Origin of the sequence: Hyphomonas sp. UBA4494, from assembly GCF_002388935.1 — a bacterium.
Taxonomy (GTDB): Bacteria; Pseudomonadota; Alphaproteobacteria; order Caulobacterales; family Hyphomonadaceae; genus Hyphomonas.
On record NZ_DGNK01000005.1, the window covers coordinates 1 to 26,432 of the forward strand.

The 26,432-nt window shown below is 59.1% G+C and carries 25 protein-coding genes; 13 read left to right on the top strand and 12 right to left on the bottom strand.

Annotation, left to right across the window (positions count from 1 at the left end; all coding sequences use genetic code 11):
- On the top strand, positions 1-2,249 hold a 2,249-nt coding region (ppdK, locus tag B2P82_RS02445; protein WP_290494908.1), incomplete at its 5' end, for a pyruvate, phosphate dikinase.
- 424 nt (positions 2,250-2,673) lie between these two features.
- Positions 2,674-3,753, top strand: a complete 1,080-nt coding sequence (locus B2P82_RS02450; protein WP_290494910.1) for a cell wall hydrolase — start codon at positions 2,674-2,676, stop codon at positions 3,751-3,753.
- Between the two features lie 6 nt (positions 3,754-3,759).
- On the opposite strand, the gene B2P82_RS02455 is transcribed toward B2P82_RS02450, so the two are convergent.
- From B2P82_RS02455 to B2P82_RS02485, 7 genes are all read right to left on the bottom strand, one after another.
- Positions 3,760-4,569: an SDR family oxidoreductase gene (locus tag B2P82_RS02455; protein ID WP_290494912.1), complete on the bottom strand. Its 810-nt coding sequence runs from the start codon at positions 4,567-4,569 to the stop codon at positions 3,760-3,762.
- Between the two features lie 50 nt (positions 4,570-4,619).
- Positions 4,620-5,477: a carboxylating nicotinate-nucleotide diphosphorylase gene (gene nadC, locus B2P82_RS02460; protein WP_290494914.1), complete on the bottom strand. Its 858-nt coding sequence runs from the start codon at positions 5,475-5,477 to the stop codon at positions 4,620-4,622.
- A complete protein-coding gene (locus tag B2P82_RS02465) occupies positions 5,474-7,012 on the bottom strand; it encodes an L-aspartate oxidase (RefSeq protein WP_290494916.1) in 1,539 nt (512 codons plus the stop codon). Before B2P82_RS02465 ends, nadC begins: the two co-directional genes overlap by 4 nt.
- Positions 7,013-7,015: 3 nt before the next feature.
- Positions 7,016-7,483, bottom strand: coding sequence for a hypothetical protein (locus B2P82_RS02470; protein WP_290494918.1), 468 nt, complete (start codon positions 7,481-7,483; stop codon positions 7,016-7,018).
- Between the two features lie 67 nt (positions 7,484-7,550).
- A complete protein-coding gene (gene nadA / locus B2P82_RS02475; RefSeq protein WP_290485228.1) occupies positions 7,551-8,693 on the bottom strand; it encodes a quinolinate synthase NadA in 1,143 nt (380 codons plus the stop codon).
- Positions 8,694-9,016: 323 nt separating this feature from the next.
- Entirely contained in the window at positions 9,017-10,036 is a 1,020-nt protein-coding gene (locus tag B2P82_RS02480) for a DUF2804 domain-containing protein (protein ID WP_290494920.1), read from the bottom strand.
- Between the two features lie 588 nt (positions 10,037-10,624).
- Positions 10,625-12,091 (bottom strand): M20 metallopeptidase family protein, encoded by a 1,467-nt coding sequence (locus B2P82_RS02485; protein ID WP_290494922.1) that lies wholly within the window; start codon positions 12,089-12,091, stop codon positions 10,625-10,627.
- 154 nt (positions 12,092-12,245) lie between these two features.
- Between B2P82_RS02485 and rpoZ the strand changes: the two genes are divergently transcribed.
- The 8 genes from rpoZ to recO are packed head-to-tail and all read left to right on the top strand — an operon-like array spanning position 12,246 to position 19,008.
- Positions 12,246-12,596 (top strand): DNA-directed RNA polymerase subunit omega, encoded by a 351-nt coding sequence (rpoZ, locus tag B2P82_RS02490; RefSeq protein WP_034814002.1) that lies wholly within the window; start codon positions 12,246-12,248, stop codon positions 12,594-12,596.
- A gap of 8 nt (positions 12,597-12,604) precedes the next feature.
- Positions 12,605-14,863, top strand: a complete 2,259-nt coding sequence (locus tag B2P82_RS02495) for a RelA/SpoT family protein (protein WP_290494924.1) — start codon at positions 12,605-12,607, stop codon at positions 14,861-14,863.
- Positions 14,853-15,434 carry an orotate phosphoribosyltransferase gene (gene pyrE, locus B2P82_RS02500; protein ID WP_290485226.1) on the top strand — a complete coding sequence of 194 codons (582 nt, stop codon included), beginning with the start codon at positions 14,853-14,855 and terminating at the stop codon, positions 15,432-15,434. The genes B2P82_RS02495 and pyrE overlap by 11 nt, the downstream gene beginning before the upstream one ends.
- Positions 15,434-16,177, top strand: coding sequence for a pyridoxine 5'-phosphate synthase (locus B2P82_RS02505; protein ID WP_290494926.1), 744 nt, complete (start codon positions 15,434-15,436; stop codon positions 16,175-16,177). The genes pyrE and B2P82_RS02505 overlap by 1 nt, the downstream gene beginning before the upstream one ends.
- Positions 16,174-16,584: a holo-ACP synthase gene (gene acpS, locus B2P82_RS02510; protein WP_206992630.1), complete on the top strand. Its 411-nt coding sequence runs from the start codon at positions 16,174-16,176 to the stop codon at positions 16,582-16,584. The genes B2P82_RS02505 and acpS overlap by 4 nt, the downstream gene beginning before the upstream one ends.
- Complete coding sequence (gene rnc / locus B2P82_RS02515; protein WP_290494928.1) at positions 16,581-17,336, top strand: ribonuclease III; 756 nt, start codon at positions 16,581-16,583, stop codon at positions 17,334-17,336. Before acpS ends, rnc begins: the two co-directional genes overlap by 4 nt.
- Complete coding sequence (gene era, locus B2P82_RS02520; protein ID WP_290479000.1) at positions 17,333-18,280, top strand: GTPase Era; 948 nt, start codon at positions 17,333-17,335, stop codon at positions 18,278-18,280. The genes rnc and era overlap by 4 nt, the downstream gene beginning before the upstream one ends.
- Entirely contained in the window at positions 18,277-19,008 is a 732-nt protein-coding gene (recO, locus tag B2P82_RS02525) for a DNA repair protein RecO (protein ID WP_206992633.1), read from the top strand. Before era ends, recO begins: the two co-directional genes overlap by 4 nt.
- Here recO and B2P82_RS02530 read toward each other — a convergent pair.
- Positions 19,005-19,619, bottom strand: coding sequence for a glutathione S-transferase family protein (locus tag B2P82_RS02530; RefSeq protein WP_290494930.1), 615 nt, complete (start codon positions 19,617-19,619; stop codon positions 19,005-19,007). The two genes, recO and B2P82_RS02530, sit on opposite strands and share 4 nt — an antisense overlap.
- A gap of 147 nt (positions 19,620-19,766) precedes the next feature.
- On the opposite strand from B2P82_RS02530, the gene B2P82_RS02535 reads away from it, so the two are divergent.
- The gene (locus B2P82_RS02535; protein ID WP_290494932.1) at positions 19,767-19,952 is read left to right on the top strand and encodes a hypothetical protein; all 186 of its coding nucleotides are present in this window, start codon (positions 19,767-19,769) and stop codon (positions 19,950-19,952) included.
- Positions 19,953-19,968: 16 nt separating this feature from the next.
- Here B2P82_RS02535 and B2P82_RS02540 read toward each other — a convergent pair whose 3' ends face one another.
- Entirely contained in the window at positions 19,969-20,652 is a 684-nt protein-coding gene (locus tag B2P82_RS02540) for an extensin-like domain-containing protein (protein ID WP_290494934.1), read from the bottom strand.
- Positions 20,653-20,779: 127 nt separating this feature from the next.
- Between B2P82_RS02540 and parC the strand changes: the two genes are divergently transcribed.
- Together parC and B2P82_RS02550 are read left to right on the top strand one after the other, a co-directional pair.
- Positions 20,780-23,014: a DNA topoisomerase IV subunit A gene (gene parC, locus B2P82_RS02545; protein ID WP_290494936.1), complete on the top strand. Its 2,235-nt coding sequence runs from the start codon at positions 20,780-20,782 to the stop codon at positions 23,012-23,014.
- 93 nt (positions 23,015-23,107) lie between these two features.
- Positions 23,108-23,713: a hypothetical protein gene (locus B2P82_RS02550; protein WP_290494938.1), complete on the top strand. Its 606-nt coding sequence runs from the start codon at positions 23,108-23,110 to the stop codon at positions 23,711-23,713.
- A 1-nt stretch (position 23,714) separates the two neighbouring features.
- Here B2P82_RS02550 and B2P82_RS02555 read toward each other — a convergent pair whose 3' ends face one another.
- The 3 genes from B2P82_RS02555 to B2P82_RS02565 all read right to left on the bottom strand — a co-directional run bounded on the left by B2P82_RS02555 (position 23,715) and on the right by B2P82_RS02565 (position 26,375).
- The gene (locus B2P82_RS02555; protein ID WP_290494940.1) at positions 23,715-24,698 is read right to left on the bottom strand and encodes a hypothetical protein; all 984 of its coding nucleotides are present in this window, start codon (positions 24,696-24,698) and stop codon (positions 23,715-23,717) included.
- Positions 24,699-24,816: 118 nt separating this feature from the next.
- The gene (locus B2P82_RS02560) at positions 24,817-25,572 is read right to left on the bottom strand and encodes an SIR2 family NAD-dependent protein deacylase (RefSeq protein ID WP_349679720.1); all 756 of its coding nucleotides are present in this window, start codon (positions 25,570-25,572) and stop codon (positions 24,817-24,819) included.
- A gap of 95 nt (positions 25,573-25,667) precedes the next feature.
- Positions 25,668-26,375 carry a VIT1/CCC1 transporter family protein gene (locus tag B2P82_RS02565; protein WP_414652003.1) on the bottom strand — a complete coding sequence of 236 codons (708 nt, stop codon included), beginning with the start codon at positions 26,373-26,375 and terminating at the stop codon, positions 25,668-25,670.
- Positions 26,376-26,432 lie beyond the last annotated feature (57 nt).

The window sequence follows — 26,432 nt, forward strand, 5'->3', positions numbered from 1 at the left end:
GCTTCATCCAGATGTATTCCAATGTCGTGTTGAACATCAGCCATGACGAGTTTGAGCACATTCTGGACGATTACAAAGACCGTCAGGGCTATGATCTCGATACCGAGATGACGGCCGATGACTGGAAGCAGATCATCTCGCTCTACAAGGACGCGGTTCAGTACAATCTTGGTCGCCCTTTCCCGGATGATCCGAAGGAACAGCTCTGGGGTGCCATCACGGCCGTGTTCGGTTCGTGGATGAATGACCGCGCGATTACCTATCGCAAGCTGAACGATATTCCTGAAGAATGGGGCACGGCGGTCAATGTGCAGGCCATGGTGTTCGGTAATCTCGGCGAGACGTCTGCCACAGGCGTTGCGTTCACACGCGACCCATCGAATGGCGACCCGGTCTTCTATGGCGAATACCTGATTAATGCTCAGGGCGAAGACGTGGTGGCGGGCATCCGTACGCCCGCGCCGATCTCCCGCGAGCGCGCAGATACGCTGGGCTCGACCGATGCGCCGCTCGAAGAGTCGATGCCGGAAGTCTATACCCAGCTGCGCGACGTCGCGAACACGCTGGAGCAACACTACAAGGATATGCAGGACCTTGAGTTCACGGTCGAAGATGGCCGCCTCTACATGCTGCAGACCCGTAACGGTAAACGTACCGCTGCCGCAGCGCTCAAGATCGCTGTCGACATGGCACGCGAAGGCCTGGTGACGGAAGAGGAGGCCATCCTGCGCCTTGAACCGTCTCAGCTGGACCAGTTGCTTCACCCAACCATTTCTGAAGATGCCAAGCGCGACGTAATCGTGATGGGCCTTCCCGCCAGTCCCGGCGCGGCCGTTGGGAAGGTCGTGTTTGAGTCAGAAGATGCGTGGGCCATGGCTGAAAAGGGCGAGGACGTGATCCTCGTGCGCATCGAGACCAGCCCGGAAGACATCAAGGGGATGCATGCTTCCCGCGCCATTGTTACGGCACGCGGCGGCATGACCAGCCACGCCGCCGTTGTGGCCCGTGGCATGGGCCGGCCGTGTGTCTGCGGCGCCGGTGGCCTGCAGATCGATACCAAGGCGGGCGTGTTCCGCGTGATGGGCCGTGAAATCAAGAAAGGCGACGTGATCACTGTGGACGGGGCGACTGGTCAGGTGATGATGGGCGCCGTCGAAATGCGCCAACCTGATCTGTCGGGTGATTTCGGTTTGCTGATGGGCTGGGCTGACAAGGTGCGCACGCTGAAAGTGCGCGCCAATGCTGAAACGCCTCTGGATACGCGTACGGCGGTTGAATTTGGCGCCGAAGGGGTTGGCCTCTGCCGCACTGAGCACATGTTCTTTGAAGAAGAGCGTATCCCCGAAGTGCGGGCGATGATCCTTGCGGATGGCGAAAGTGGCCGTCGCGCTGCGCTCGACAAACTCCTGCCGATGCAACGGAGCGATTTCGAGGAAATCTTCCGCATTTTGGAAGATCGGCCAGCCACGATCCGATTGCTCGACCCACCGCTCCACGAATTCCTGCCGCACACAGATGCGGACATGGACGAAGTGGCCAAGGCTTCTGGCGTTAGCGCGGATGAGTTGCGCCGCCGGGCTGCAGAACTGCATGAGAGCAATCCCATGCTGGGCCATCGCGGCTGCCGTCTCGGCATCACCTATCCCGAAATCTATGAGATGCAGGCGCGCGCGATTTTCGAAGCCGCCGTTAATGTTTCAAAGGAGACGGGTCGCAAGCCAATTCCGGAAGTGATGATCCCACTGGTCGCCACGCACAAGGAACTCGCAATCCTGAAAGCGGTTGTGGACGAGGTTGCCCAATCGGTGTTTTCCGAGACGGGTGTCACGCTGGACTATATGGTCGGCACGATGATCGAGCTGCCACGCGCGGCGCTTCAGGCTGCTGAAATTGCACAATCCGCCGCGTTCTTCTCCTTCGGCACGAATGACCTGACCCAGACGACACTCGGCATTTCGCGCGATGATGCAGGCCGTTTCCTCAAGATTTATGAGGACAAGGGCATATACGAAAAAGACCCATTCGTGACGCTCGACCAGGTCGGCGTAGGAGAATTGGTCAAAATCGCTACTGAGCGGGGTCGTAAATCACGTCCTGGAATCAAGCTCGGAATCTGCGGTGAGCATGGCGGCGACCCGGCTTCGATTAACTTTTGTCAGTTGGCGGGACTCGATTACGTGTCGTGCTCTCCGTATCGTGTGCCAATCGCGCGTCTCGCTGCGGCACATGCGGCGTTGAAAGCCAAGTAAAGACGACTGTCCGCTAGAAACCGGCAGGATTTGGGTGTTGCTTCCGGGCAACACCCATTTTTGTGCAGTGCGAAATATTTCACGAAATTTGCAGAAATATTCCACTGTATTACAGAGGCTTGGCCGGTTTTTCCTGATGTAACGGTTTAAATCAAAAATCGGGGGCGTATCTATCCTGACAGAAAAGTCACTCACGTATCTGGCCAGCTTCTTGCTAGGTACCGGGAGAGATGGATATCCAACTCGAAGCGGGGCCAGAAACGGTCTCATAATTTTTAGTCAAACCAACAACACCCGGGGTTCGTAGGACGGAATATACCGTCTGCCGGGGGATTGGGGAGCGGTGATGTTAAGGGTTCTTCAACCACGAAGGGCGACTCTATCGCCAATGCGTGGGCTCCAAGAGCAGCTCAAGCGTTGGTGGATGGCTATGACGAACGAAGAGCAGAGAGATATTGTCATTCGCGGGGCGACCGTTGCGGTCTGCGCTGTGGCTGCGACTGTAACTCTTCCCCTGATTGGCGAACTCCAGATGGAGAAGCGCGCCGAAGCTGATTTCCATGCGGAAGCGGTACGCCTGGCTTCTATTGAAGACGGCGGCGTCACCGTGCGCGCTGATCCGATGACGCCAAGCCTGCTGGATACGCCTTGGATCCGTACCGTCGAGTACACTCTCAAGCGCGATACCGGCGCTTCAATGAGCCGTTATGCGATGCGCGACCGCGATGGTGCTGCACTTTCATCGCTGGTTTCGTTCCGTCCGGAGCACATCAAGCGCGCCGAAAAGATTAACGACGAGGCACAGTGTCTGTCCCAGGCTATCTATTATGAGGCCGGAACAGAATCGCTGGGCGGCAAGATGGCCGTTGCCGAAGTCATCGCGAATCGGGTTCGCGACCATCGCTATCCTGACAGCGTCTGTGACGTCGTATTCCAGGGTGCGACTCGCACAACCGGTTGCCAGTTCACCTTCACCTGTGACGGTGCCATGACCCGCGAGCCACGCGGTCGTAATTGGGATACTGCCCAGAAGGTCGCAGCACACGTGCTGATGAACCTCAACGAGGAACGCACAGGCGGCGCGACGCATTATCACGCCACTTATGTTGACCCGATCTGGAGCGCTGGCCTCATTAAGACCGACAAGATTGGTTTGCACATCTTCTATCGGTTCCCGCGCGGCGCCGAATGGGCCCAAGTGCGCCAGAACTACAATCGCAAGCGCGAGCGCGTCATCACGGCTGCAGCTGAGGCTGATGTGAATGCTGCGGCGACGTCTGTGATCAAGACCACCGACGACGCCAAGGTTGAGAAAGTGGCCATGACTGCCCCGGCACCAACTTTGTCGCCGGCCTCTGTGACCACGTCTACGCGCACGATCACGAATGGTGCCCCGAAGTTCAACACGATGCGTAAATCGTCCGAGGTCTCCGACTATACGGCAGCCCAGGTGACGCAGGCGGCGGTAAGAAGCTCCGCTTCAGCCGCCGGCGCCATGAACTAGGAAACATCAGTCGCGTGGGGGCACACCCGCCTTCACGCGCTTCTGGATAGCGCCTGGCAACCAGCGCGCCATGAAACGTGCCCGCTCAGCATCTTTGCCAACCATGAAATGTGTATCTTTGCCATGAGCGGCGTCCCAGGCGCGTTCCGCAGCCATGGAAACCGGATACACATTCATGCCGTTTTCCTTGAGCTGGTCAGACATCTTGTGGTTCGAGCCGTCGCGATCCCCCATTTCGAGGATCGGCGTTTCAATGAACCACGGCATCAGACTGGTGACGCGAATGTCGAGATCGCGAAATTCGGCGTCGAGCGCTTCGGTCAGACCACGCACAGCGAACTTGGTTGCAGAATAAACAGCCAGTTGTGGTGAGCCGACAACTCCCGCGGTAGAGGCCGTGTTCACAATGCGTGCGCCTGATGTCGCCTTCAGAAGGGGGAGCGAAGCCTGTACGCCATTCACTACACCTTTCACATTGATGTCGATGATCGCGTCGTTATCCTCGCCTGTGATGTCTTCGAACCAGCCATGACGTCCAATGCCTGCATTGTTGAAGAGCACGTTCATTGCGCCTTCAGTGGCTTCGCTGAATTCCTTGGTGGCAGCGGCCCAGTCCTCGCGGCTGCGAACATCAAGTCTGGCTTTCAGGCAGTTCTCGGATCCGATCTCGGCTTCGACGGCATCGAGGCCAGCAGTGTTCACGTCATAAAGGCCGCAGAACCAGCCGCGTTTTGCAAAATAGCGCGCGGTCTCTGCTCCGATGCCGGATGCTGCGCCCGTAATGAAGATACTCTTTCGCCCGCTTGCTCGCGTCATGGGCATTTCCTCCTGCTGATATCAGGGACTGATCGCCCTTTGCAGCAGTGTCAGGCCACATCCATACCCACGTCAAGATTGGGAGCAGAATGCGTTAGCGCCCCCACGGAAACAAAGTCCACACCGGTCTCAGCAATTGCCGCCACGGTACCCAGATTGACTCCGCCAGATGCTTCGAGCGTTACACGGCCCTGATTCATTTCGACGGCGCGGCGCAAGGTGTCGGTATCCATATTGTCGAGCAGGACGGCATGCGGTCCATGTTTCAGCGCTTCCTCGAATTGGTCGAGTGTATCGACTTCAATTTCGATCATGCGCAGGTGGCCTGCATAGGCCTTGGCGCGTTCCAGTGCGAGCGCCACGGAGCCACCGCAAGCCGCGATGTGATTGTCCTTGATCAGGATGGCATCATCCAGGCCGTAACGATGTGCCGTGCCTCCGCCGCACCGAACGGCGCGCTTCTCCAGCGCCCGGTGGCCAGGGGTCGTCTTCCGGGTGCAGACGATTGTTGCAGGCGTGTGGGAAATCTTGGCGACGTAGTTGCTCGTCATCGTGGCGACCGCTGACAGGCGCCCAATAAAATTCAGCATCGTGCGCTCAGCCGTCAGGATAGAGCGCGCGCTGCCGTCAAGGCGCGCGACAACATCGCCGGGTTTCACTGCCGTGCCATCATCCATCTGAACATCCAGCTTCACGCTTGGATCGATCAGGGTAAGCGCGTGGGCCGCAGCGTCGAGACCTGCGATCACGCCGGGCTGGCGCGCTGCAATGACGACGCTGAGTTGGGTTTCCGGCGCAATGGTTGCGTCCGTGGTCAGATCACCTGCGCGGCCAAGGTCTTCTGACAGGGCAAGCCGAACGATGGGATCGAGGATGATCGCGGGCAGGGGCGGGGGAAGCAGTTTCATGCGCGGACGGTCTCCTCAAAATCTCTCAACAGGAACTGGCGTTCAGGTTCGATCATGTCTGGATAGTCAGACCGGAAATGTCCGCCCCTGCTTTCCTTGCGGTTGATCGCGGCCTGAACGATTAGTCTTGCAGTGGTCAGGGCGCGAGCCGGCCCATGTATAGTGTTTAAGCGCTCGATCAGTTCAAGCATGCTGGTCATGCCGGTGGCGTCCCGTACAACTCCGCATTTTTCGGACATCGCGCCGCGCAATTCCTGCAGGGCTGGAACGGGCAATGCGCTTGGAACGTGACCTGTAGAGGCGTTCGGGGTGCCGAGTTCAGCTTCACGCAGGCGCTCGGCAATGCGGTGGGCAAACACGACAGCCTCTAACAGGGAGTTGGATGCAAGGCGGTTTGCGCCGTGTACGCCGGTCGATGTGCATTCGCCGCAGACGGACAGTCCATCAAGGCTGCTACGCCCCCAGAAATCCGGGACGATGCCGCCCATATGATAGTGCGCCGCTGGAGCAACCGGGATCAGGTCGGTGCGTGGGTCGATGCCGGCTGATTTGCAGGTCCCAAATACTGTTGGGAAATGGTCCGGGAAGTGTTCACCCACAGCCGTGCGGCAATCGAGAAATGCGCCTCGGCCAGACAAGCGCTCTGTGTGCACGGCGCGCGCCACTTCATCGCGCGGCGCGAGTTCGGCCAATTCATGGTAGCTTGCCATAAAGGCCGTGCCGTCGCGATTATGGAGCGTGGCGCCTTCACCGCGCAGGGCTTCGGTCGCAAGGGGAGCCGGATCGCGGCCAATATCTATCGCCGTGGGATGGAACTGAACGAATTCGAGATCTGCGATCAGTGCACCCGCTTCCCAAGCCATCGCAACCGCGTCGCCGCGCGCTTCGGGTGGGTTGGTGGTAACCTGGAACAGGCCGCCGGAACCGCCGGTGCACAGCACTGTTTCCCGCGCGGTCCGTGTGGAGAGCGTTCCGGCATTGTCCCGCAATATGACGCCTGCCACCTGAAGATTGGCATCCTGCATCAGGCCGGTGGCGCGGACGCCTTCGATGATGGTGATATGTGGCGCGGCGGCAACGGCCGCGACCAGCGCATCCATGATGGCCTTGCCCGCAAGGTCTCCGGCAACGCGTGCCACGCGCGGGTGAGAATGAGCGGCTTCAAGCGACAAGGCCAATGCGCCATCCGGCGTGCGGTCAAACGGAACGCCCAGCGCGACAAGATCGCGAACCCGGGCCGGGCCTTCCTCTGCAATGAGGCGGGCGATGATTGGGTCGACGAGTCCCGCGCCGGCCGCAACGGTGTCTGCGGCATGTTGTTCGGGGCTGTCCAGGGGGTGCATGGCAGCGGCCAGGCCGCCTTGCGCCCATGCGGAGGATGCGGCTTGGCCAAGCGGAGCCGGGGAGATGACGGTGCAGGGGCGCGGCGCCAGTTGCAGCGCCAGGAACAGGCCAGCAAGGCCGGCGCCTACGATCAGAACGTCATCATCGACTGGCCCATTGGCCGTCAGGGTTTGCGGAATGGAGGCACTCACGGATCAGGAGATGCCGTCATTCGCGCGGCGGAATTCCGCCGGTGCGGTCACGGCAGACACCAGCGCGCCAAACATCCGATCAGCGGATTGGATGGTGAGCGTGAAATTGTCTGGTACATAGATCAGGCCCTCGACCTTGGCTTCCAGCATTTCCTCGATCTGGGACCGAATCGAAATTTGGTCTCCGAAGCGGCGAGCCTTGCAGGATTGGCGTACAACCGACCGGCCCCACATTGAGCAGACTTCAACCGCTGTGAGCTCACAGCTATATTGGCCTTCATCCGGGTGCGGAGAAAGATACATGGTGCCAGACATCATGCACTCCCCATTGCGATAGGGTTTTGTCTGGAAGCTCCAGGTGCCAAGGACATCCGATGAATCTCCCTCGCGTTTGCTGTCGGCATGAGCGGGAGTGCAGACCAAAAGGCCTGCCATCGCCATTGCCGCGAGACCGTATATGCCTCGGACCATTCTACCTCTCCTTGCGCCCAGAGACACATTACGCCGCTCCCCCGCGATTGCACAACCTGTCTGGCTGCTAGACGACCATTTCAAGCTCAAGTGGTTTCAAACCGGTCTTGAACGCGAGCGGCTTGACCATTTTCGGCAGGGCCATCATGGCGTCGAGGGCTTCCTTGGCGCGCACGCGGACATCCTCAGGGATGAGCACCTCGTACTCGCCCGTGACCAGGCAATCATAGATGTTTTCCAGCGTGATACGCTTCATGTGCGGGCAGAGATTGCATGGACGGATGAAGTTCACGTTCGGATTGGCTGACGCCACATTGTCACTCATCGAGCATTCCGTCAGCAGGACGACCTTGTTCGGGCTTTCCTCGGCAACGTAATTGGCCAGCGCGGACGTCGAGCCGGCAAAGTCGGCGGCTTCCAGTACATCCGGCGGACATTCCGGGTGAGCCAGGATGACGACGCCTGGGTGGGCTTCGCGCAACTGTTCGACATCGTCGGCGCTGAACATCTCGTGCACTTCACACGCGCCCGGCCAGGTCATGACGCGGATGCCGGTCTGGGCAGCCACGTTCTTGGCAAGGTATTGGTCCGGCACGAGGATAACCGTGTCAGTATTCCATTCAGCAGCGATGGCTTCGACGACCTGCGCCGCATTCGAACTGGTGCAGGTGATGTGGCACTCGGCCTTTACCTCAGCGGTACAGTTTACGTAGGTCACGACCGGGTAATTCGGGAATTTCTCCTTGATGAGGCGCACATCGGCGCCCGTGATCGAGGCGGCGAGCGAACAGCCCGCGCGGGTGTCCGGAATAAGGACGGTCTTTTCAGGCGCGAGGATCTTCGAGGTCTCGGCCATGAAGTGCACTCCGGCCTGCACGATGATATCGGCATCCACATTGGCAGCTTCACGGGCCAGCTGGAGGCTGTCACCACGGAAATCGCCGACAAGCTGGAAGATGTCCGGCGTCATGTAATTGTGTGCCAGGATAACGGCGTTCTTCTCTTTCTTGAGCCGATTGATTGCCGCCACGAGGGGCGCAATGGCTGGCCATTCCATCGGAGTGATGAAATCCTGTACCAGCGGGTACAGGTCATCGGTCTCCATTTTCACCGCGTCATCATAGACGAGGCCGCGCGCTTCAGCGGCAGAAGCTCCGCGCAGCGGAGTTGGCGTGGGGCAGCCGGGGCCGGAATCAATAAGACGTGCCATGTCGTCCTCCTTCGTAGCAGACCGACTTATGCTCGATCTGAGTATAATATGGGCCTGAAGCCTCGCGTTTCAAGGGGGTTGGCCTTCAAACGTCCGCAGACAGGTGGCTCTTGTGACAGCAGCTTGAAGCTTTTGCGCAGTCTGAGCAAAAGGGGAGTAGCGCTTTCAGCCTCGTCCGGCAAGTTCAAACACGCGTGAACCCCGCGTCAGCTTTCGTCAAACAGTGCCAGCGCGGCGGTTGCCATGGCCGCCACAACCATTGCGATGGTCGCGTCATGATCCGCCCTATGACAGCTCTCAACGCCACCTTGCCTGCTCTCCGCTCACCAACGATTTCGCACTTCTTCGGCAAATCCGGGCAAGTCCTTCACGGTCATCTGGCTGCCATCGTCAAGGATGACACGTCCTGAGAACAGGCCAAAGACCTGGTCCTGCGCAGTTTTTAATATGCCAAGGTCGGTCGTCTGGTGACGATTGATGATGGGAGCGAAATCCATCTCAAATCGATTGTCATTGCTGGTAAATTTCCATAGCGCGGAATCAGGCGCACCTTCAGGCATATGGAATGTGACATGGTCGAGCTTGTGGGCTTTACCATCCACGAACAGCATGTTTTCGCTGGCGGCGGATGTGTCGCCGAACCCATAGCCGATGTTAAACCCAAACGGTCGCCCCTTGACCAGGCCGGAAGCAGAGCCCCAATACCATGTGTTGTTATACGTCCAGACGCCGCGGCCCCAATCCAGTACAGCAAAGGCACTCTCAGGGGAGAACTGATACGTCTCCTCGCCTAGGGTGATCTTCCCGCGCGCGGGCATGCAGTTGATTTTCTGATTGTAATAAAAAGCCTTCGGGGCATTTGGAAACGGTGTCGCAATAACCATCCGGTCCATATCGGGCTGATCGAGCCATAATTCCCCGTGCAGTCCTTTTCCGTTGGCGAAAGCCGGATCATTCACCGTCAGGCGCCGCCCTCCTGCCTCATGCCGAAAGCTCAATTCCAGATCGCTCTTGCGCTGGGAAATGTCGCCACTATCGGCGCTGGCTGGCAACTTCATCTTGCCCATCGACCACGGGATGATAGCTCCATGATTGGTGGCTGTTTTGTGTTCCAGGTTGAGCCAGGATGTGCCTAGGAACCCAAGATAGCCATTGTCAGCGACAGTCAGAGCCAGCCCGAACCGGGGTGTCAGGATGCAGTAATAGTCCCACTCCTTTATGCGTAGGGCGCCCGCTTTGATGGCAGAGCGATCATAAGTCCTGACCTCGCTGGTCGCATATCCTCGTTCGACCAATCGCCCCCGCGCATCAAGTAGAGGGCCTTCGCCCATTCTGTGTTGCATTCTTCCTCCTGTCGCGCCGGATTTCTGAGATTTCGGAGCTTTTGGAAGACATATAAAGATAAGGTGGGCGTGCCTTCTACCCTCGATGTTAGGTCACTCCATATCGTCTTTCCTGTGCCGCATGGGAAAGTGCCTTGCGAATTCGTCTTAGAATCTGTGCCCTCATACTCTTCCACATTTGCGCGGACACAGACTTCCTCTCCTTTAGCCTTCAGCAGGCGTGCCGCGCGCTGATTGAAGTAATCGCGGGCGACGATTTGTAGCTGCATCCGGTAAAGATGTCGCGCTAGCGGCGGGCGAAGGCGAATGGACGGGTGAAGCAGGTGGAACAGGTTGTCCGGCAGCTGATAGTCCTACTCGCGACGAGGCTGCATATCGTATTTGCGCCTTTGAAGGCGCGGGGGCCGAAAATTGTGGCGGACCTGCCGGACGGCGTGGAGCTGGCGATCTTCCCGCGCCGCTCGCGACAGCGCTCCCTTGCCTAGTGCATGCCAAGTTGGACGAGGCGTAGGAGGACTCAGGTTTAGCTGTGCGAAATCGAGGAGCACCTGCTGGGCCGCACCTGCGTGTCCGGCTAGGGGCGCAGGCTCACCCCTCCTTGAACAGTTCCACCGCGGCCGCAGTCATAGCCTCGACGCCTGTGGCAATGGTCGGATCGTAATCCGGAGCGAAGAATGGCGAATGCAGTGAGGGCAGGGGCAGGGAACTGTCTTTGGCGGCCTCATAGCGCGCAGGCTCCACTGCGCCGACCCAGAATAGGAGGCCTGGAATGTTTTCATCCGTCCGTCCGAACTGGCTGAAATCCTCGCCGCCCATGACCGGGGCCACTTCCTTGACATTGTCTTCACCGATTGCGTCCGCAATGGCCGCCATGGCTGTTTCGGCCAGGTCGGCGTTGTTGAAGAGCGATGGTGTATAGTCCTGCTCGATCGTGATCTCTGGCTCAGGTGCGCCGAAGGCCTCGGCTTGCGCCTTGGCAATGCGCTCAATGCCGCTCAGCAACATTTGACGGGTCGCGTCGTCATAGGAGCGCACCGTCAGGAGCAGCGTTGCTTCGTCGGAAATGATGTTGTGCTTTGCGCCGGCCTTGAACGAGCCGACTGTAACAACGGCAGAGTCCTGCGGGTTCGTATTACGCGAGACGAGGCTCTGCAGAGCTACGACGATGTGAGATCCGATCAGGATCGGGTCGCGTGTTGTCTGCGGGTAGGCGCCATGCCCGCCGACGCCTTTCACGGTGATGTCGACACTGTCGACATTCGCCATGGCATAGCCCTTCGTATAGACAACCGTGCCAGCGGGCGCGGCTGCGGAAACGTGCAGCGCCAAATTGTAGTCCGGCTGAGGGAAGCGGCTATATAGACCATCGGCCAGCATGGCCTGGGCGCCAAGGCCGATTTCTTCGGCTGGCTGGGCGATCATTACAAGTGTGCCGCTCCACTGATCCTTGTGGGCAGCCAGTGCGCGGGCGGTGCCGATCCAACTGGTCATGTGGATATCGTGGCCGCAGGCATGCATGACCGGGCTCTCGACGCCAGTCCATGTGGTTGACTGGACCTCTGAGGCAAACGGGAAACCCGTTTGGTCAGGAACGGGCAGGGCATCCATATCGGCGCGGATCATGACGGTCGGGCCATCCCCATTGCGCAATACGCCAACGACGCCGTGTCCGCCGACGCCATCCCTGACCTCACCTACATCTTTCATTGCCTTGGCAACCACCCAGGCCTGACCAATGCCGGTGGAAACGTCGAAGCCGAGATTTTCAAGTTCAGAGGCCATCAGAGCGGCCGATTTGGCTTCCTTGAAAGAAAGTTCCGGATTGGCGTGAAGTTGTTTGTAGATTTCGATCAGTTCTGCATCAGCCTTTGGCAAGTTGGTTTCTGCTGAAGGAGTGGCCGCGGATGAGGCCGGGGCGACCGTATTCGATGCTTCGGCCTCGGTCGTTGCGCCCGTGTCGGAGGCGACCGGTTGCGGCGTTTCAGCGGCGTCATTTCCGTTTCCGCAAGCAACGAGCGCAAGCGCGAGAGAAGAGATGGCAACATTACGGAACATGGGTTTCGACCTCCGGCTAAGGTAAGAAGGCACCGTAGCGGCGTTTTCAGCGATGCCAAGGGGGCGAAAATGTCCTGCATTCTACGGCAATCGCCGGGTTGCGTCGGCGTGCTGCGCTGCATATAAGGGGCGGTCCAAAGGAGATTATCTGCTCATGGCCCGCGTTACCGTTGAAGACTGCGTCGAAAAGGTTCCAAACCGTTTCGAGCTTGTCCTGCTTGCTGCACATCGTGCCCGCATGATCCGCGAAGGTTCGCCGATTACTGTGGACCGCGATAATGACAAGGACCCAGTTGTGTCGCTGCGCGAGATTGCTGACGAGTCGATTGATCTGAAAGTGGTCAAGGAAGCGCTGATCTCCAATCTGCAGGACATTCGTCCAGGCGAAGAGAACGAGCGCGAAGCCGACCGTTTGGCTCTGGAATCTGCACCTGCTGCAACCGAAGAAGACGTCATGCGGGCCTATCAGGCCGAGCTGGAGTCCGGACGGGACGACCGGCTGTAGGAGGCCAGATGGACGGCAGCACCCTATCCGCAAAGGATGAAGGGGCTGGCGACAGGGCTGGCACAGAGCGACCGGCTGCGGAAAAACCTAAAGATGTCCTGACCCGGCAGCAGCTGATCGATAAGGTTCGCGCTTATCACCCTCGGGTGAAATCCGAACTTCTCGGTGCCGCTTACGATTTTGCCAAGACGCATCATGGCGAACAGATGCGCGATTCGGGCGATGCATATTATTCGCATCCCGTCGAAGTCGCGAGCCTTCTGGCTGACGTCAAGCTCGACGAGATCACCATCGTCGCGGGCCTCCTTCACGATGTGGTCGAGGACACCGAGATCGATATTGGCGATGTCGAAGTACGCTTTGGTGCGGATGTGGCCGAACTGGTCGATGGGGTCACGAAGCTCGACAAGCTTGAATACAGCTCCAAGGAATTGGCTCAGGCCGAGAACTTCCAGAAGTTCATTCTCGCAACCACCAGCGACATCAGAGTATTGTTGGTGAAGCTGGCCGACCGGCTTCACAATATGCGCACGCTGCACTTTCGGAAGAAAGCATCCAGCCGCGAACGCACCGCGCGTGAAACCATGGACATTTACGGCCCGCTCGCTCGTCGTGTCGGTCTTTACCAGATTGCCGCAGAGATGGAGGACCTGGCCTTCCAGGAGCTCAATCCAGAAGCGCGTCGTGCCATTCTCTATCGTCAGGACGAACTTGCGCTCGAAAATGCCGATGATCTTGAGCGTATCCGGGGTGACCTTGAGCAATTGATGGAGGTTTCCGGAATTCCTTGCCGCATCAAGGGGCGTCGGAAACAACCTTATTCGCTATGGCGCAAGCTTGAGAAGAAATCGATTTCCTTTCGGGATGTCGCTGACTTGTTCGCTTTTCGCGTGATCGTGGAGAGTGTTGAGGATTGCTACCGGGTTCTGGGAGAAATCCACAGACTCTGGGCCTGCATCCCTGACCGTTTCCGTGACTATATCTCCGTGCCCAAGCCGAACGGTTATGCCAGCCTGCACACAACCGTACGCGCTTCCGGCAACCGGCGTGTCGAACTCCAGATACGCACTGAAGAGATGGACCGCACCGCCGAGTTCGGCGTGGCTGCGCATTGGGGCTACAAGAACCGCGCCTACGGCTTTGACATCGATTCGGCGCGTGCTGCCGGTCTTGACCCTGCCGCCAATCTCGAAGCCTTCGCAGAATTGCTTCAGGATGGCGGCGATCCGAGCGAGTTCATGGAGCACGCCAAGCTCGAAATGTATCGCGAGCACGTCTTTGCTTTCTCTCCGAAGGGCAAGTTGATCATCCTGCCAGCCGGCGCCATGCCGTTGGACTTTGCCTATGCGGTGCACTCGGCGGTGGGTGACACATGTGTTGGCGCCAAGATCAATGGCGAGGTGAAGCCGTTACGCCGCCCGCTGAAAAATGGAGACGTTGTCGAGATCATCCGGGGCAAAGCGCCTCACGCCATTCATGGCTGGGAAGCGCTGGCGATCACCGGGCGCGCGCGCTCTGCGATGCGCAAGCTTGTGCGCGACAAGGAAACAACAGAGTTCCGGCGCCTCGGTCAGGGGCTGATCAATATGGCGCTGCGACGGGCAGGTATTGATCCGGTTGATGTAAAGATGAACCATACGGCCCGCCTCGCCGGTTTTGAGGATATGGAAGACATGTCCGAAGCGCTGGGGCGCGGTCGAATTTCGTCAAACGATGTGATCCAGGCGGCCTTTCCGGGTTACCGGCCGGAACGCGAGGACGATCCCACGAAGGTCCGCATGGACAGTGAGCATACGCCGCTCATGGTATCCGGCACTGAGCTGTCACCGGGCGTGACGCTTCATCTCGGAAATTGCTGCTGCCCGTTGCCTGGGGACCGTATCATGGGGGTTCATGAACCGGGCAAGGGCATTGTGGTCCATGTCGCGAGTTGCCCAAAGCTCGCCGAATATGACGATAAACCCGAGCTCTGGGTGGACCTGCGCTGGACCGAACTGGCGCGCACGGGTGCGGTGGCTATTGGCCGAATTCGTATCAATGCCTCCAATGAGCGCGGCGTACTGGCCAAGCTCTGCGCTGCCGTGGCACAGGCCAGCGGCAACATCACAGCCATACATACGGTAGACCGCCACGAGGACTTCACGGAAATCTTGATGGAAATTGAGGTTGAAGACCTCAAGCGTCTGACGCAGATACTGGCCGCGCTCCGGTCGATCGCTGTGGTCGACAGAGCTGTGCGCGACCAGGAGGGCGAAGATGACGAATGATGATGTGCTGAATGTATTCCGCGAGGCCGGGGCTTTGCTGGAGGGGCATTTCATTTTGTCGTCTGGTCGTCGCAGTCCTGTTTTCCTGCAGAAGGCCCTCGTTTTTTCCCAGCCCACGCTCTCCGAAAAATTGTGCAAGGCCCTTGCGGCGAAGCTGACTGCCGAATTCGGCAAGATTGATGTTGTGGCTGGGCCAGCTGTCGGCGGCATCATTCCGGGTTATGAATTGGCGCGCCAGCTTGGCGCACGGTCGATCTTTGCCGAGCGGGTCGATGGCCAGCTTCAGTTCCGCCGGGGCTTCTCCATTGCCGAAGGCGAACGTGTGCTGATCGCGGAAGATATCGTCACGACGGGGCTGTCTTTTCGTGAAACCGTCGAAGCGCTGGATGCGCTGCCCGGCGAGGTCGTGGGTGGTGCCTGTATCATCGACCGGTCGAACGGCCGCGCTGATGTTGGCTGCAAGCTAATTTCGCTCGCGGCGGTCGATTTCCCAGACTATGACGCCAATGATTTGCCACCAGATCTTGCCGCGATGGAGGCCGTCAAGCCTGGCTCCAGGGGCCTCGCCTGATGGCAAGCCCGTTGCGCCTTGGTGTGAACATTGATCACGTTGCAACCATCCGCAATGCGCGCGGAGGGGATCATCCCGATCCGATGCGCGCGGCGCAGATTGCGGCTCAGGCAGGCGCAGACGGCATCACGATCCATTTGCGCGAGGATCGGCGCCACATCCGCGATGGAGATCTCGAAGCCATACGTGCGGCTTCCAGCCTTCCGATCAATCTCGAAATGGCTGCGACAGACGAGATGACGGAGATTGCCTGCAAGTTCCGTCCGCATGCAGCTTGTATTGTTCCTGAAAAGCGCGAAGAGCGTACGACTGAAGGCGGGCTCGATGTCGCGGGCCTGCACAACCAAATTGCGCCCGTGGTTCGCCGCCTCAATGATTCTGGCGCGCGGGTGTCACTCTTCATCGAACCCGACCCTGTTCAGATTGCGGTTGCGGAAGTGCTCCAAGCACCTGTGGTCGAACTCCATACGGGCAAATACGCTGAGCTATGGATCAAAGGCGGTGCAGAGGCCGCGGCGCCAGAACTCGAACGGCTGAAGATCGCGGCGATAGAAGCGCGCAAGCGCGGTGTCGAACCGCATGCCGGACATGGCCTGACATTTGAGAACGTTGCTCCCGTGGCGGCAATCCACGAGATCGCAGAACTGAACATTGGTCACTTTCTTGTTGGTGAGGCCATCTTTATCGGTCTTGATGCCGCAATCCGGGAAATGCGTCGACTGATGGATGAGGCCCGCGCATGATCATCGGTATCGGGAATGATCTCTGCAATATTGAGCGTGTGGAAAAGACACTTGCCCGATTTGGTGAGCGGTTTGAGAAACGCGTGTTTACCGATGTCGAAATCGCGCTGGCGCGCCGCCGTCGCCTGACTGCTGAGACGTATGCCAAACGATTTGCGGCCAAAGAGGCGTGTGCAAAGGCGCTCGGTACGGGTGTGCCGCGTCGCGGCGTTCATTGGAAGCATCTCGGCGTTGTGAATTTGCCAACGGGCAAGCCAACTCTTGCGCTGACTGGCGGCGCGGCGGAGCGCCTCGCCACGATGATGCCCGCCGGCCACGAAGCGATTATTCACCTGACCATCACGGATGATTACCCCTGGGCTGAAGCCCAGGTCATCATCGAAGCTCTTCCGGTGACGCCAGCATGACACCGGCAAGACCCAAACGCACGCGCCTCCGGTCGAAGGGAAAAGCGAGCCAGCCCTCACTGGCCGAAGCGGATATCCGGACACTGGAGTCCATTCTTGGCCACAAATTCAAAAACCCGGAGACGCTAATCCGTGCGCTGACACATCCAAGCGCTGTAACTTCTGCGGAGTCAGTCCGCCTGTCCAACCAGCGCCTCGAATTTCTGGGTGACCGGGTCCTGAACCTCGTGATCGCCGAACGCTTGATTGTCCGACGCCGGATGGAGAGTGAGGGCGATCTGGCTCCGCGTCTCAACAGTCTTGTTCGCAAGGGGGCCTGCGCGGATGCCATGCGCCATCTTGGCGTTTCGGAATTCGTTATCATGTCGGATGGCGAGATAGCTGCCGGTGGGCGCGAACGGGAATCGACCCTTGGCGATGCCTGCGAAGCCATTATAGGCGCAATCTACCAGGATGCCGGGCTCTCCACCGCCCGGAAATTCATTGAGAAAGGTTGGGCGCCGCAATTCGAGGCGGCTCCGGCCCAGACCAAGGATCCCAAGACGCTGCTGCAGGAATGGGCCCAGGGACAGGGCCTGCCACTGCCGGATTATGACGTGCTGAGCCGGTCGGGACCGGACCATGAACCCACTTATGAGGTTGAAGTTAAAGTGGCCGACCGGGGTGCGGCTGTTGCCGCGGGGTCGTCAAAGCGCGATGCTGAGCGTAATGCTGCCGCCCTTCTCCTAGAAAGCCTGACCGGAACCCCATGACAGACACCCCCATCACCCATGCTGGATTTGCCGCCATTATCGGCGCGCCGAATGCGGGCAAGTCCACGCTGACCAATCGTCTGGTCGGCACTAAGGTGGCAATCGTCACGCACAAGGTGCAGACGACGCGCTTCCCGGTGCGCGGCGTCGCGCAGGTGGACGGCACGCAGATCGTGCTTGTGGACACTCCGGGTATCTTTGCGGCCAAGCGCCGTCTCGACCGCGCCATGGTGAAGGCGGCCTGGAGTGGCGCTGACGATGCGGACGCCATTGTGCACCTGATCGACGCTTCGGCCTGGGTCGCGGAGCGCGAAGGCAAGGTAGATGGTGCGCAGAAAAAATCTCTGGAAGATGACCGCCGGGTCATCGAGCAACTTCAGCAGATTGGCCGCAAAGCTTTCCTCGCTCTGAACAAGATTGATCTGTTTCCCCATGATCAGGTCCTGCCGATCATTGCGGAACTGAACGAGACGGGCGTCTATGAAGAGGTCTTCATGATCTCCGCCGAAAATGGCGAAGGCGTCGAAGCGCTGGAAAAGGCGCTCGCGAAACGGATGCCCGAAAGCCCGGCGCTCTACCCGCCGGACCAGATCGCCGACCTGCCGATGCGCCTGCTTGCCGCCGAAGTGACGCGGGAAAAGCTAATGCTGCGCCTGCACCAGGAACTGCCTTACCAGCTGATGGTCGAAACAGAGAGCTGGGAAGAGAAAAAGGATGGCTCCGTCCGTGTGCAACAGGTAGTGGTCGTCGGCCGCGACAATCACAAATCTATGGTGCTCGGCAAGGGCGGCGCAGCGATCAAGGATGTTGGTCGCAAGGCCCGCGAAGAACTCTCTGAAATGCTCGGTCGCAAAGTGCACCTCTTCCTGTTCGTGAAGGTGGATGAACGCTGGCAGGAACGCCGAGAGAGTTATCAGGGGCTTGGCCTGGAGTTCGATGTTTGAACTGGTCGGATGACGGCATAATCCTGGGCGCACGCCGCTTTGGAGAAGGTGGCCTCATCCTCGACGTTCTCACCCGCACGCGCGGGCGTCGGTCCGGTCTTGTCTATGGCGGTTCCTCGCGCAAGCGCCGCGCGCAATATGAAGCCGGAAATTCTGTTTCCCTCAGTTGGACCGGTCGCCTTGAAGAGGCTCTGGGCCGGTTTGATGTGGCCGAGGCCAGTCGGGAGCGAGCGGCGCGTGTATTGGACGATCCAGCTGCCCTCGCCGCCATTTCGGCTATTACCGCGATCCTGCGCGGCGGACTGGACGAAGGCGATGCAGCCGGTTCGGCACTGTTTGAGGCCACCGAGCTTCTGCTAGACCAGATTGAGGCGCAGGAAATCTGGCCGGCGCTCTATGTGCGCTGGGAACTGGGCCTGCTCTCCGCGCTGGGTTTCGGGCTTGATCTGGACGCATGCGCGTTGTCCGGCGCGAATGATGGCCTGACCCATGTATCTCCAAAGACCGGCCGGGCCGTGAGAGGGTCTGAGGCCGAGGAATATGTCGACCGCCTCCTTCGCCTGCCACTCTTTCTTGTCGAATCCACGGCCCATGTTGCGCCGTCCGATATAGCCGATGGCTTGAAGCTCACCGGCTATTTTCTGGAAGAGCGCCTGTTTGGGGGGCTCAATCGGGGCGTTCCAGCAGAGCGCCTGCGACTGGTGGGCCGCATGCTGAAGCGGCCCTAGGCCCTCACACTTGGGCGTTGGCTGACCCGCGCATACCAGTTTCCGATGTGTTTCAGATCGGGGTTGAGGGGCTGGCCCACCTGACTGCCAAAAGCCAGGAAACAGAACAGCAGTATGTCAGCCAGGCCGAATGCCTTGCCTGCCACAAACTCACGGCCGTCAGCCATCTGTTCGTCCAAGAAGACGAGCCCATCCTGTGCGCAGGCTTTCAGGCCATCAGCAGCTTCCGGCAGGCAGCGCATCCGGTCCTGGAACATGGGCAGGCCCTCGGCGGCGCGGAAAGCTGTGGTCAGCGGCTCAACGATCTTGAGGTCCACCCACCGTGTCCAGCGGCGGTTCTGGGCGCGCGCTTCGGGTGTATCCCCCATCAGGCGGTCGCCGGGCTGGGTTTCGTCCAGATACTCGCAAATGGCAGTGATCTCGGTCAGGATGCTGCCATCATCAAGCTCAAGAGCGGGCAGCTGGCCAGCCGGGTTCTTGGTCGTATAGGGCGCCTGCCGGTTTTCTCCGGCCATCAGGTCGATGTCTTCCTTGGGCAGGTCGATGCCGCGTTCCGCCATGAACATGCGCACCACGTGCGGGTTCGGGCCTACGGAATTATACAATTTCATTCTGTTTCCTTCCCTCTTGTGGCGCTGACTGTTGCGCGGCGAGATAACGCGCGCAAGGGCTGTCATATTCAGAAGCCGTTCATTTTCTGATGTGTTAGGTGGCCGGTGAGGACTGGGGCGTTCCGTGCAAACGAAAAGGCTGATGCCATGAAGAAAACTGTTTTTGCCGTAACCGCCATTGCCACGCTTACTCTTGCGGGCTGCATTCACGTCGATGCCGACGAACACGGTCGCGACGCCATGTATGAAAATACCGAAACTGCGCTCCGCGTCTGCGGCGGCGAAGGCCGCGTGAAGGAAGTCACTGAAGACGGCTTCAAATGCATTGACTAGCCCATTGCGGCGCTAGTCACCGGCATACTTTCCCCCCGCCCATGTCGAGATGAAAATGATCGGCATGGGCGGCATTGTATTCAGGCCCCAGCGTCACCGAGAACAAATCGCACGCACCCTTGTGAAGACGCCGCAGGAATTTCTGCTCCGCCCCTCCTGCATCCCAATGCGTTTTCACGCTGATGAGACGGCCATCCTCAAGGCGGAAACCCGATACATCAATCGCATTGCCCAGCCCGTGCTGGGACATTCGTCGTGTGCCTGCGATGTTGCGACAGGAAAAGCTTCCATAGGTCTCGATCCGCGCAATCGGCGAGCCAAGGATTTCGATTGCCGCCGGGCGAGCAATATGGCGTTCCCAGGAATACAGCGCGGCCGCCTGACCACACGTCATGCGCAACGTCGCCGAATATGGCGTCAGCGTCTGGTCCAGCGTCAGGGCATTTGTCAGCCCGCAACCGCCGTCCAGCTTCTGGTCTTCCAGCGGTGTGTACAGCACGCCCGCATCGTCCAGCGCGGCAAAACACACTTCGCGGTTTCGCTTGGTGCGGGTCAGCTTGTGCCATGTCCCGATGCCGGGCGTTTCGGTCAAATCGACCGGCGCAAAGGGATTGTGGCGCGGAGGCGCCAGCCAGAAGAAGGTCAGCAACACCAGCGCCGGCAGGCTTATCAACAGGATCCATGCCCGGATTGCACTCATCAGCAGCTGCGCCCTTTTCCTTTCCTTAACCAAAGCGACGTTTGTGTTAACGTGCTCCGGCCCTTGAGTCGCTGACTTTAATCAAGGGCCTGCACCAGAATGTGGCACGAACTGCAAAGAGGCCAGAATGTCCGATTTGATTGACGGAACGCCGGAAGACCGGATCATCAACGAGCCGATGAGCGAGGCGCTTTCCAAGCGCTATCTCGCTTACGCGCTGTCGACGATTACGTCCCGCGCGCTGCCTGATGTGCGCGACGGCCTGAAACCCGTCCAGCGCCGTATCCTGTACGGTATGCGCGTTCTGAAGCTTGACCCCGAGGGCGGCTATCGCAAATGCGCCAAGATCGTTGGCGACGTGATGGGTAACTTCCACCCGCATGGCGACAGCTCGATCTACGATACGCTGGTGCGTCTCGCGCAGGACTTCACCGTTCGCTATCCGCTGGTCGATGGCCAGGGCAATTTCGGCAATATTGATGGCGATAGCGCCGCAGCCTATCGTTACACCGAAGCGCGCATGACGGTTGCCGCCGAGCTGTTGCTGGATGGCCTCAACGAGAACGCAGTCGATTTTCGCGCCAACTATGCCGAGAATGATGAAGAGCCGGTTGTCTTGCCAGCCGGATTCCCGAACTTGCTCGCCAATGGTGCGACCGGCATCGCGGTTGGCATGGCCACCTCCATCCCGCCCCACAACGCTGCCGAGCTGATCGATGCGGCGCGTCTGCTGATCGAAAAGCCCAAGGCGACGACGGCGGAACTGATGGATTTCGTCCAGGGACCAGACTTCCCGACCGGTGGCATCATCGTCGAAACCAAGGAAGCCATGCTTCAGGCCTATGAGACCGGTCGCGGCAGCTTCCGTATGCGCGCGCGCTGGGAAGTCGAAGACACTGGTCGTGGCACTTATCAGATCATCGTCACCGAGATTCCCTACCAGGTTCAGAAGTCGCGCCTGCTCGAAAAGCTGGGCGAGCTGATCGAAGCGAAGAAACTGCCCCTGCTCGACGACGTGCGCGACGAGAGCGCCGAAGATGTGCGGCTCGTCTTGGTCCCGCGCTCGAAAACCGTCGAGCCAGAAGTCTTGATGGAGAGCCTCTACAAGGTCTGTGACCTTGAAACTCGCTTCAGCCTGAACATGAACGTGCTGCACAAGGGCGCTCCCCAAGTCATGGGCCTGAAGGATGTGCTGCAGGCCTATCTCGATCATCGCCGCGAAGTCGTTGTGCGCCGGGCCGAGTTCCGTCTCGACAAGATCGAGAAGCGACTGCACCTGCTTGATGGCTATCTGATCGCCTATCTCAACATTGATGAGGTGATCCGCATAATCCGGTATGAGGACGAGCCCAAGGCTGTGTTGATGTCGACCTTCGGTCTGACGGACATTCAGGCTGAAGCCATCCTCAATCTTCGTTTGCGGGCATTGCGCAAACTGGAAGAGATGGAAATTCGCGGCGAGCATGACCGGCTCAGCGCAGAGCGCGAAGACCTGATCAAGCTGATCGGCTCGACACGGCGCCAATGGAGCAAGGTTTCCAAGGAGCTGAAAGAAGCCCGCGAGGCCTTCGACCCTGACTCTGAACTCGGTCGCCGCCGCGCGACGTTTGGCGAAATGGCAGAAGTGGATCTCGCAGCCGCTCTGGAAGCCACACTGCCGAAGGAGCCGCTGACAATTGTGCTGTCCCAACAGGGCTGGATCCGCGGCATGAAGGGGCACGGGCTCGATCCGGAATCAGCCAAGTTCAAGGATGGTGACGAACTCTACCTTTCCGAAGAAGTGATGAGTACGGACAAGATTATCCTCATGGCATCCGACGGACGGGCCTTTACGCTGCCGGCGGACAAGCTGCCGGGTGGACGCGGACACGGCGAGCCGATCCGCCTGTCCATTGATCTGGAAGACAGTGTCGACATTGTCACGATGTTCCGCTTTGAGCCGGACCGCAAACGCGTCGTCGCTTCCAGCGAGGGCTATGGTTTCGTCGTCGAAGAGAAAGAGCTGGAATCGAACCGCAAGGCAGGCAAGCAGGCGGTGAACACCGGCAAGGGCGAGTTGAACATCTGCGTGCCGGTTGAGGGTGATATGCTGGCCGTGGTCGGATCGAACCGGAAACTGTTGATTTTCCCTCTGGATGAGTTGCCGGAGATGGCGCGCGGCAAGGGCAACAAGCTGCAGTCCTATAGCGGCAAGTTCAAGCTGCGTGACCTGATGACCTTCGACAAGCGTGACGGACTGATTGTCATGACGGGCGGTCGCCACCGCGCCTTCCCGGAGTGGGAAGAATGGATCGGAAAACGCTCACAGGCTGGCAAAGCCGTACCGAAGGGCTTCCCGCGCGGCGGCACGTTCGGCGGCTAGGCGGAGGGCATGCCCATGAGGCGGCTTGGCCTCCTGCCAGTTCTGATCGCATTGGTCGCTGCATGCGGTTCCGAGCAGGAGCCCGGAGTGGAAATGTGCGAAACGGAGGGTGCAAGTACCGTCGTAATCGCCGAAGCCAGATTTGACTTATCTTCCCGTCTTCTGGGCGTGCGGGTTTATTCACCGGATAAGCCAAACACCATATCTCCCGACGTGGAACAGCCCTCTGAAAGGCTATGTCCTAATGCGGACGGACTGGTGCTGACCGCTTCCCAGCTTGAAATCCACACGCCACCCCGCAGGCAGCTGACGGCTGATCACTTTGACGTTTCCATCCAGCTGAGAATTTTTCCCCAAAGTGATGGGGCCAAAGACCTGTCTTTGACGCGTGATTGGACCAAGTTCGAGATGCAGGATGCCGGAAACGGATTTATCTCTTCGCGCAACGGATCAGTCGGTATGGGAGCGGCCGACATATTTCTACAGGATAGCCCAACGATGTTTACCCTCATGGGCAACCCTGTGGCTTTCAGTTGCTACTACGATAGCGAGCCAAGGGGACGCAGATGCTTCACTTGGTGGCTGGGGCATTCCGGCGAGCAGTACGAATACAGTTTCTTCGATGGGGAATACCCCCGGTCGGAGTGGCTGAACCTGCATCAGCAGGTGCTGGACGGGATTGCCGAACTAAAATCCTGACTCAGCTCTCCGCATTCAGGCCGAAAGCCTTATAGGCGTCCTTGCGGGTGCCCCAGAACGGGGTGATGTGGGACGGGATCTGCAGCCGGGTGATCGCCTGGGCCTCGAACGGCGCCGTAGGTTTCGGGCCGACTAGTATAGCGTTGAACTCGCCATCTCTCGCATTGTCCAGGATCCACTCCGGTCGCTTGCCGGTCAGCTTCTTGATATCCTGGCCGTAAAACCGTTTCGCGTCGCGGTACTCCTGTTGCCATTGTTTCTTGTACCGGCTGAGGTCCACGTTCGGATTGAGTTTCCGGGCTGACGCGACCCGATCCTCAACCGGGATAACGCGGCCCGGAGCTGAGACGTAACATTTCCTGGTTGGAGAATTGTCGAAGGAGATGATCCCCGTTCGCGAAGCATCCACTCCATTGGCAATGGCACCCGCTTCATAGGAGTTGATGACCACACCGTCGATTTCCACACCGGGGGCGCGCTGAATGTTCCAGAGAACGGAGTCATAGGATGTGAGGTACAGGAAAACCGGGGTATCGCTCTCCGTCACAAGGACGTCGATCTGGCGGGCGTTGTTTACCGCATTTCCGATAGCCATACCGAGCGCTTCGCGCTGCACGGCCGTCTTGGCGTTTTTTGTCCTCTCCCGGATCATGGCTTTGCGCTCGGCAATCGCTTCTGGCGTGTCCTTTCGGTTGATATGGTGCAGCGGCGTCCGGACCCCGCCACCATACGTGTAGACATAGGCCGCACGCGCATTGTTGCCGGCCTTAGGAGTCCGGCAGGATGCATTCGTGCGCACGGCCTCCGGCTGGGCGGGAAGGAGTGATGGGCTCAGCGAGGGCGTGCCTGTTGTGACCTGTCCATAGGTGACCGGGGCCTGCCCCTCCGCGATGACGAGCGGTGTGGAGGCCTCGATGGATGTGCCGCCCGCATTGCCGCATGCGGATGCGAAAAGAAGGGTTGTTGCCAGCACAGTATTGCGCATTCCAGGCCTCCCACCATGAAGGTTTCTTCTGGATCTATCGCAATCTAGAGTTTCGATTGAGTTGACGGGGTGGCTGAAATTCCATTTTGGCCGAAAGGAAACACCGTGGGCAGATGTCTTACCGGTCGAGCAAGGCCATTGTGTCCGTCATCAGCGAGCCGATCTCGGTATGAAGGACGAGATCGGCGAACGGGTCCTGATCGGTCGGTTCACGATTGACGATCACCATGCGCGCGCCGTTGCGCTTGGCTTCCATCGGAATGGCCGAGGCCGGGTAGACCACAAGTGACGAACCGAGCACGATCACAAGGTCGCAGAGTAACGCTTCCTCGCTGGCCCGCAGCATCTTGTCTTCGGGCATGGACTGGCCAAATGAGACGGTCGCATTCTTGAGCAGGCCCGTGCAGAAGATGCAGGTCAGATCCTCGTCTTGTTCCCAGCGAGGCTTCAGCGTCTCGAATTCGTAGCGCTTTCCGCATTGCAGGCATTTGGCATAGCTCGCATTGCCATGTATTTCGATGACCTGATCGTCTGGCACACCGGAATCCTGATGCAGGTTGTCAACATTCTGTGTGACTACGGAGCTAACCTTCCCGCGCTTCACCAGATCGGCAATGGCATAGTGGCCCACATTCGGTTTGGCACCGGTCCAACCTTCGGCGCGACTAAATACGCGCCGCCAGGATTCCCGGCGCGCATCGCGTGAGGCGACGAAATCCTGGAAATAGATCGGGGACATTTTGCTCCAAACGCCACCAGGGCTTCGGAAATCCGGAATGCCGCTCTCGGTGGAGATGCCAGCTCCGGTGAATACCATCACCCGGCGGGCGTCTGAAATCATGCGTGCGAGTTGGCCTGAATCCGTCATGAGCATCTTCTATGCATTACTGTCTGCGCCTCCCCTCACTAGCAGCTAAAGATTTGAAAGAATTTGTAAAGACGGGCCGTTGGGAAGAAGCACGCGAATTTCTAAACGACCGCGCCGAAGGCTGCACCGATCAAGCCGGTGACAAGCATGGCAGCAGCCCCCCAGAATACGATTCTCACAATGGCTTTGAACTTGCCCGCGCCGCCCGCCTTGGCCGAAGCCATACCAAGCAGGACCAGCGCTAGCAGGGACACGCCCGCCACAACAGGTGTGACCAGATCCGCCGGTGAGAACACGGCTGCCAACAGAGGCAGGACCGCGCCTACGGAAAAGCTGAGCGCAGAACTGACAGCTGCCTGAATGGGCCGCGCTGCTACAATTTCGTTGATGCCAAGCTCGTCTCTCGCATGGGCTTCCAGCGCATCCTTTTCGGTCAACTGCCGCGCGACCTCATAAGCGGTGTCCTTTTCGACACCGCGATTCATGTAGATGTGCGCAAGTTCAACCAGTTCGGCTTCGGGATGGTCCCGCAGCGCTGCGCGCTCGATCTCGAGGTCGGCTTGTTCAGTGTCAGCCTGTGACGAGACAGAAACATACTCCCCTGCTGCCATCGACATCGCACCCGCCACCAAGCCTGCAAGGCCTGCGGTCAGGATCGCGCCGGTGGAGGCTGCAGCGGACGCAACGCCGATCATCAGGCTGGCGGTCGACAATATTCCGTCATTCGCGCCAAGCACCGCGGCGCGCAGCCAGCCGATGCGGTGGCTGTAATGATGCTCGCCGAGCGGAAAGGGTGAGGCCATGATCATCTCCTGGTTCCGGGAAATCAGGCGACAAATAGGCAAGGGGGTCAAGCCTCCGGCTTG

Bases quoted from the DNA above. Each gene is read 5' to 3' on its own strand.
- pyrE (WP_290485226.1), top strand. From the start codon at position 14,853: ATGACGAATGATGATGTGCTGAATGTATTCCGCGAGGCCGGGGCTTTG.
- rpoZ (WP_034814002.1), top strand. From the start codon at position 12,246: ATGGCCCGCGTTACCGTTGAAGACTGCGTCGAAAAGGTTCCAAACCGT.
- B2P82_RS02495 (WP_290494924.1), top strand. From the start codon at position 12,605: ATGGACGGCAGCACCCTATCCGCAAAGGATGAAGGGGCTGGCGACAGG.
- era (WP_290479000.1), top strand. From the start codon at position 17,333: ATGACAGACACCCCCATCACCCATGCTGGATTTGCCGCCATTATCGGC.
- nadC (WP_290494914.1), bottom strand. From the start codon at position 5,477: ATGAAACTGCTTCCCCCGCCCCTGCCCGCGATCATCCTCGATCCCATC.
- parC (WP_290494936.1), top strand. From the start codon at position 20,780: ATGTCCGATTTGATTGACGGAACGCCGGAAGACCGGATCATCAACGAG.
- B2P82_RS02530 (WP_290494930.1), bottom strand. From the start codon at position 19,619: ATGAAATTGTATAATTCCGTAGGCCCGAACCCGCACGTGGTGCGCATG.
- B2P82_RS02505 (WP_290494926.1), top strand. From the start codon at position 15,434: ATGGCAAGCCCGTTGCGCCTTGGTGTGAACATTGATCACGTTGCAACC.
- B2P82_RS02485 (WP_290494922.1), bottom strand. From the start codon at position 12,091: ATGTTCCGTAATGTTGCCATCTCTTCTCTCGCGCTTGCGCTCGTTGCT.
- B2P82_RS02480 (WP_290494920.1), bottom strand. From the start codon at position 10,036: ATGCAACACAGAATGGGCGAAGGCCCTCTACTTGATGCGCGGGGGCGA.
- B2P82_RS02470 (WP_290494918.1), bottom strand. From the start codon at position 7,483: ATGGTCCGAGGCATATACGGTCTCGCGGCAATGGCGATGGCAGGCCTT.
- B2P82_RS02535 (WP_290494932.1), top strand. From the start codon at position 19,767: ATGAAGAAAACTGTTTTTGCCGTAACCGCCATTGCCACGCTTACTCTT.
- B2P82_RS02560 (WP_349679720.1), bottom strand. From the start codon at position 25,572: ATGCTCATGACGGATTCAGGCCAACTCGCACGCATGATTTCAGACGCC.
- rnc (WP_290494928.1), top strand. From the start codon at position 16,581: ATGACACCGGCAAGACCCAAACGCACGCGCCTCCGGTCGAAGGGAAAA.
- B2P82_RS02455 (WP_290494912.1), bottom strand. From the start codon at position 4,569: ATGACGCGAGCAAGCGGGCGAAAGAGTATCTTCATTACGGGCGCAGCA.
- nadA (WP_290485228.1), bottom strand. From the start codon at position 8,693: ATGGCACGTCTTATTGATTCCGGCCCCGGCTGCCCCACGCCAACTCCG.
- B2P82_RS02565 (WP_414652003.1), bottom strand. From the start codon at position 26,375: ATGATCATGGCCTCACCCTTTCCGCTCGGCGAGCATCATTACAGCCAC.
- acpS (WP_206992630.1), top strand. From the start codon at position 16,174: ATGATCATCGGTATCGGGAATGATCTCTGCAATATTGAGCGTGTGGAA.
- B2P82_RS02555 (WP_290494940.1), bottom strand. From the start codon at position 24,698: ATGCGCAATACTGTGCTGGCAACAACCCTTCTTTTCGCATCCGCATGC.
- B2P82_RS02540 (WP_290494934.1), bottom strand. From the start codon at position 20,652: ATGAGTGCAATCCGGGCATGGATCCTGTTGATAAGCCTGCCGGCGCTG.
- B2P82_RS02450 (WP_290494910.1), top strand. From the start codon at position 2,674: ATGGCTATGACGAACGAAGAGCAGAGAGATATTGTCATTCGCGGGGCG.
- B2P82_RS02550 (WP_290494938.1), top strand. From the start codon at position 23,108: ATGTGCGAAACGGAGGGTGCAAGTACCGTCGTAATCGCCGAAGCCAGA.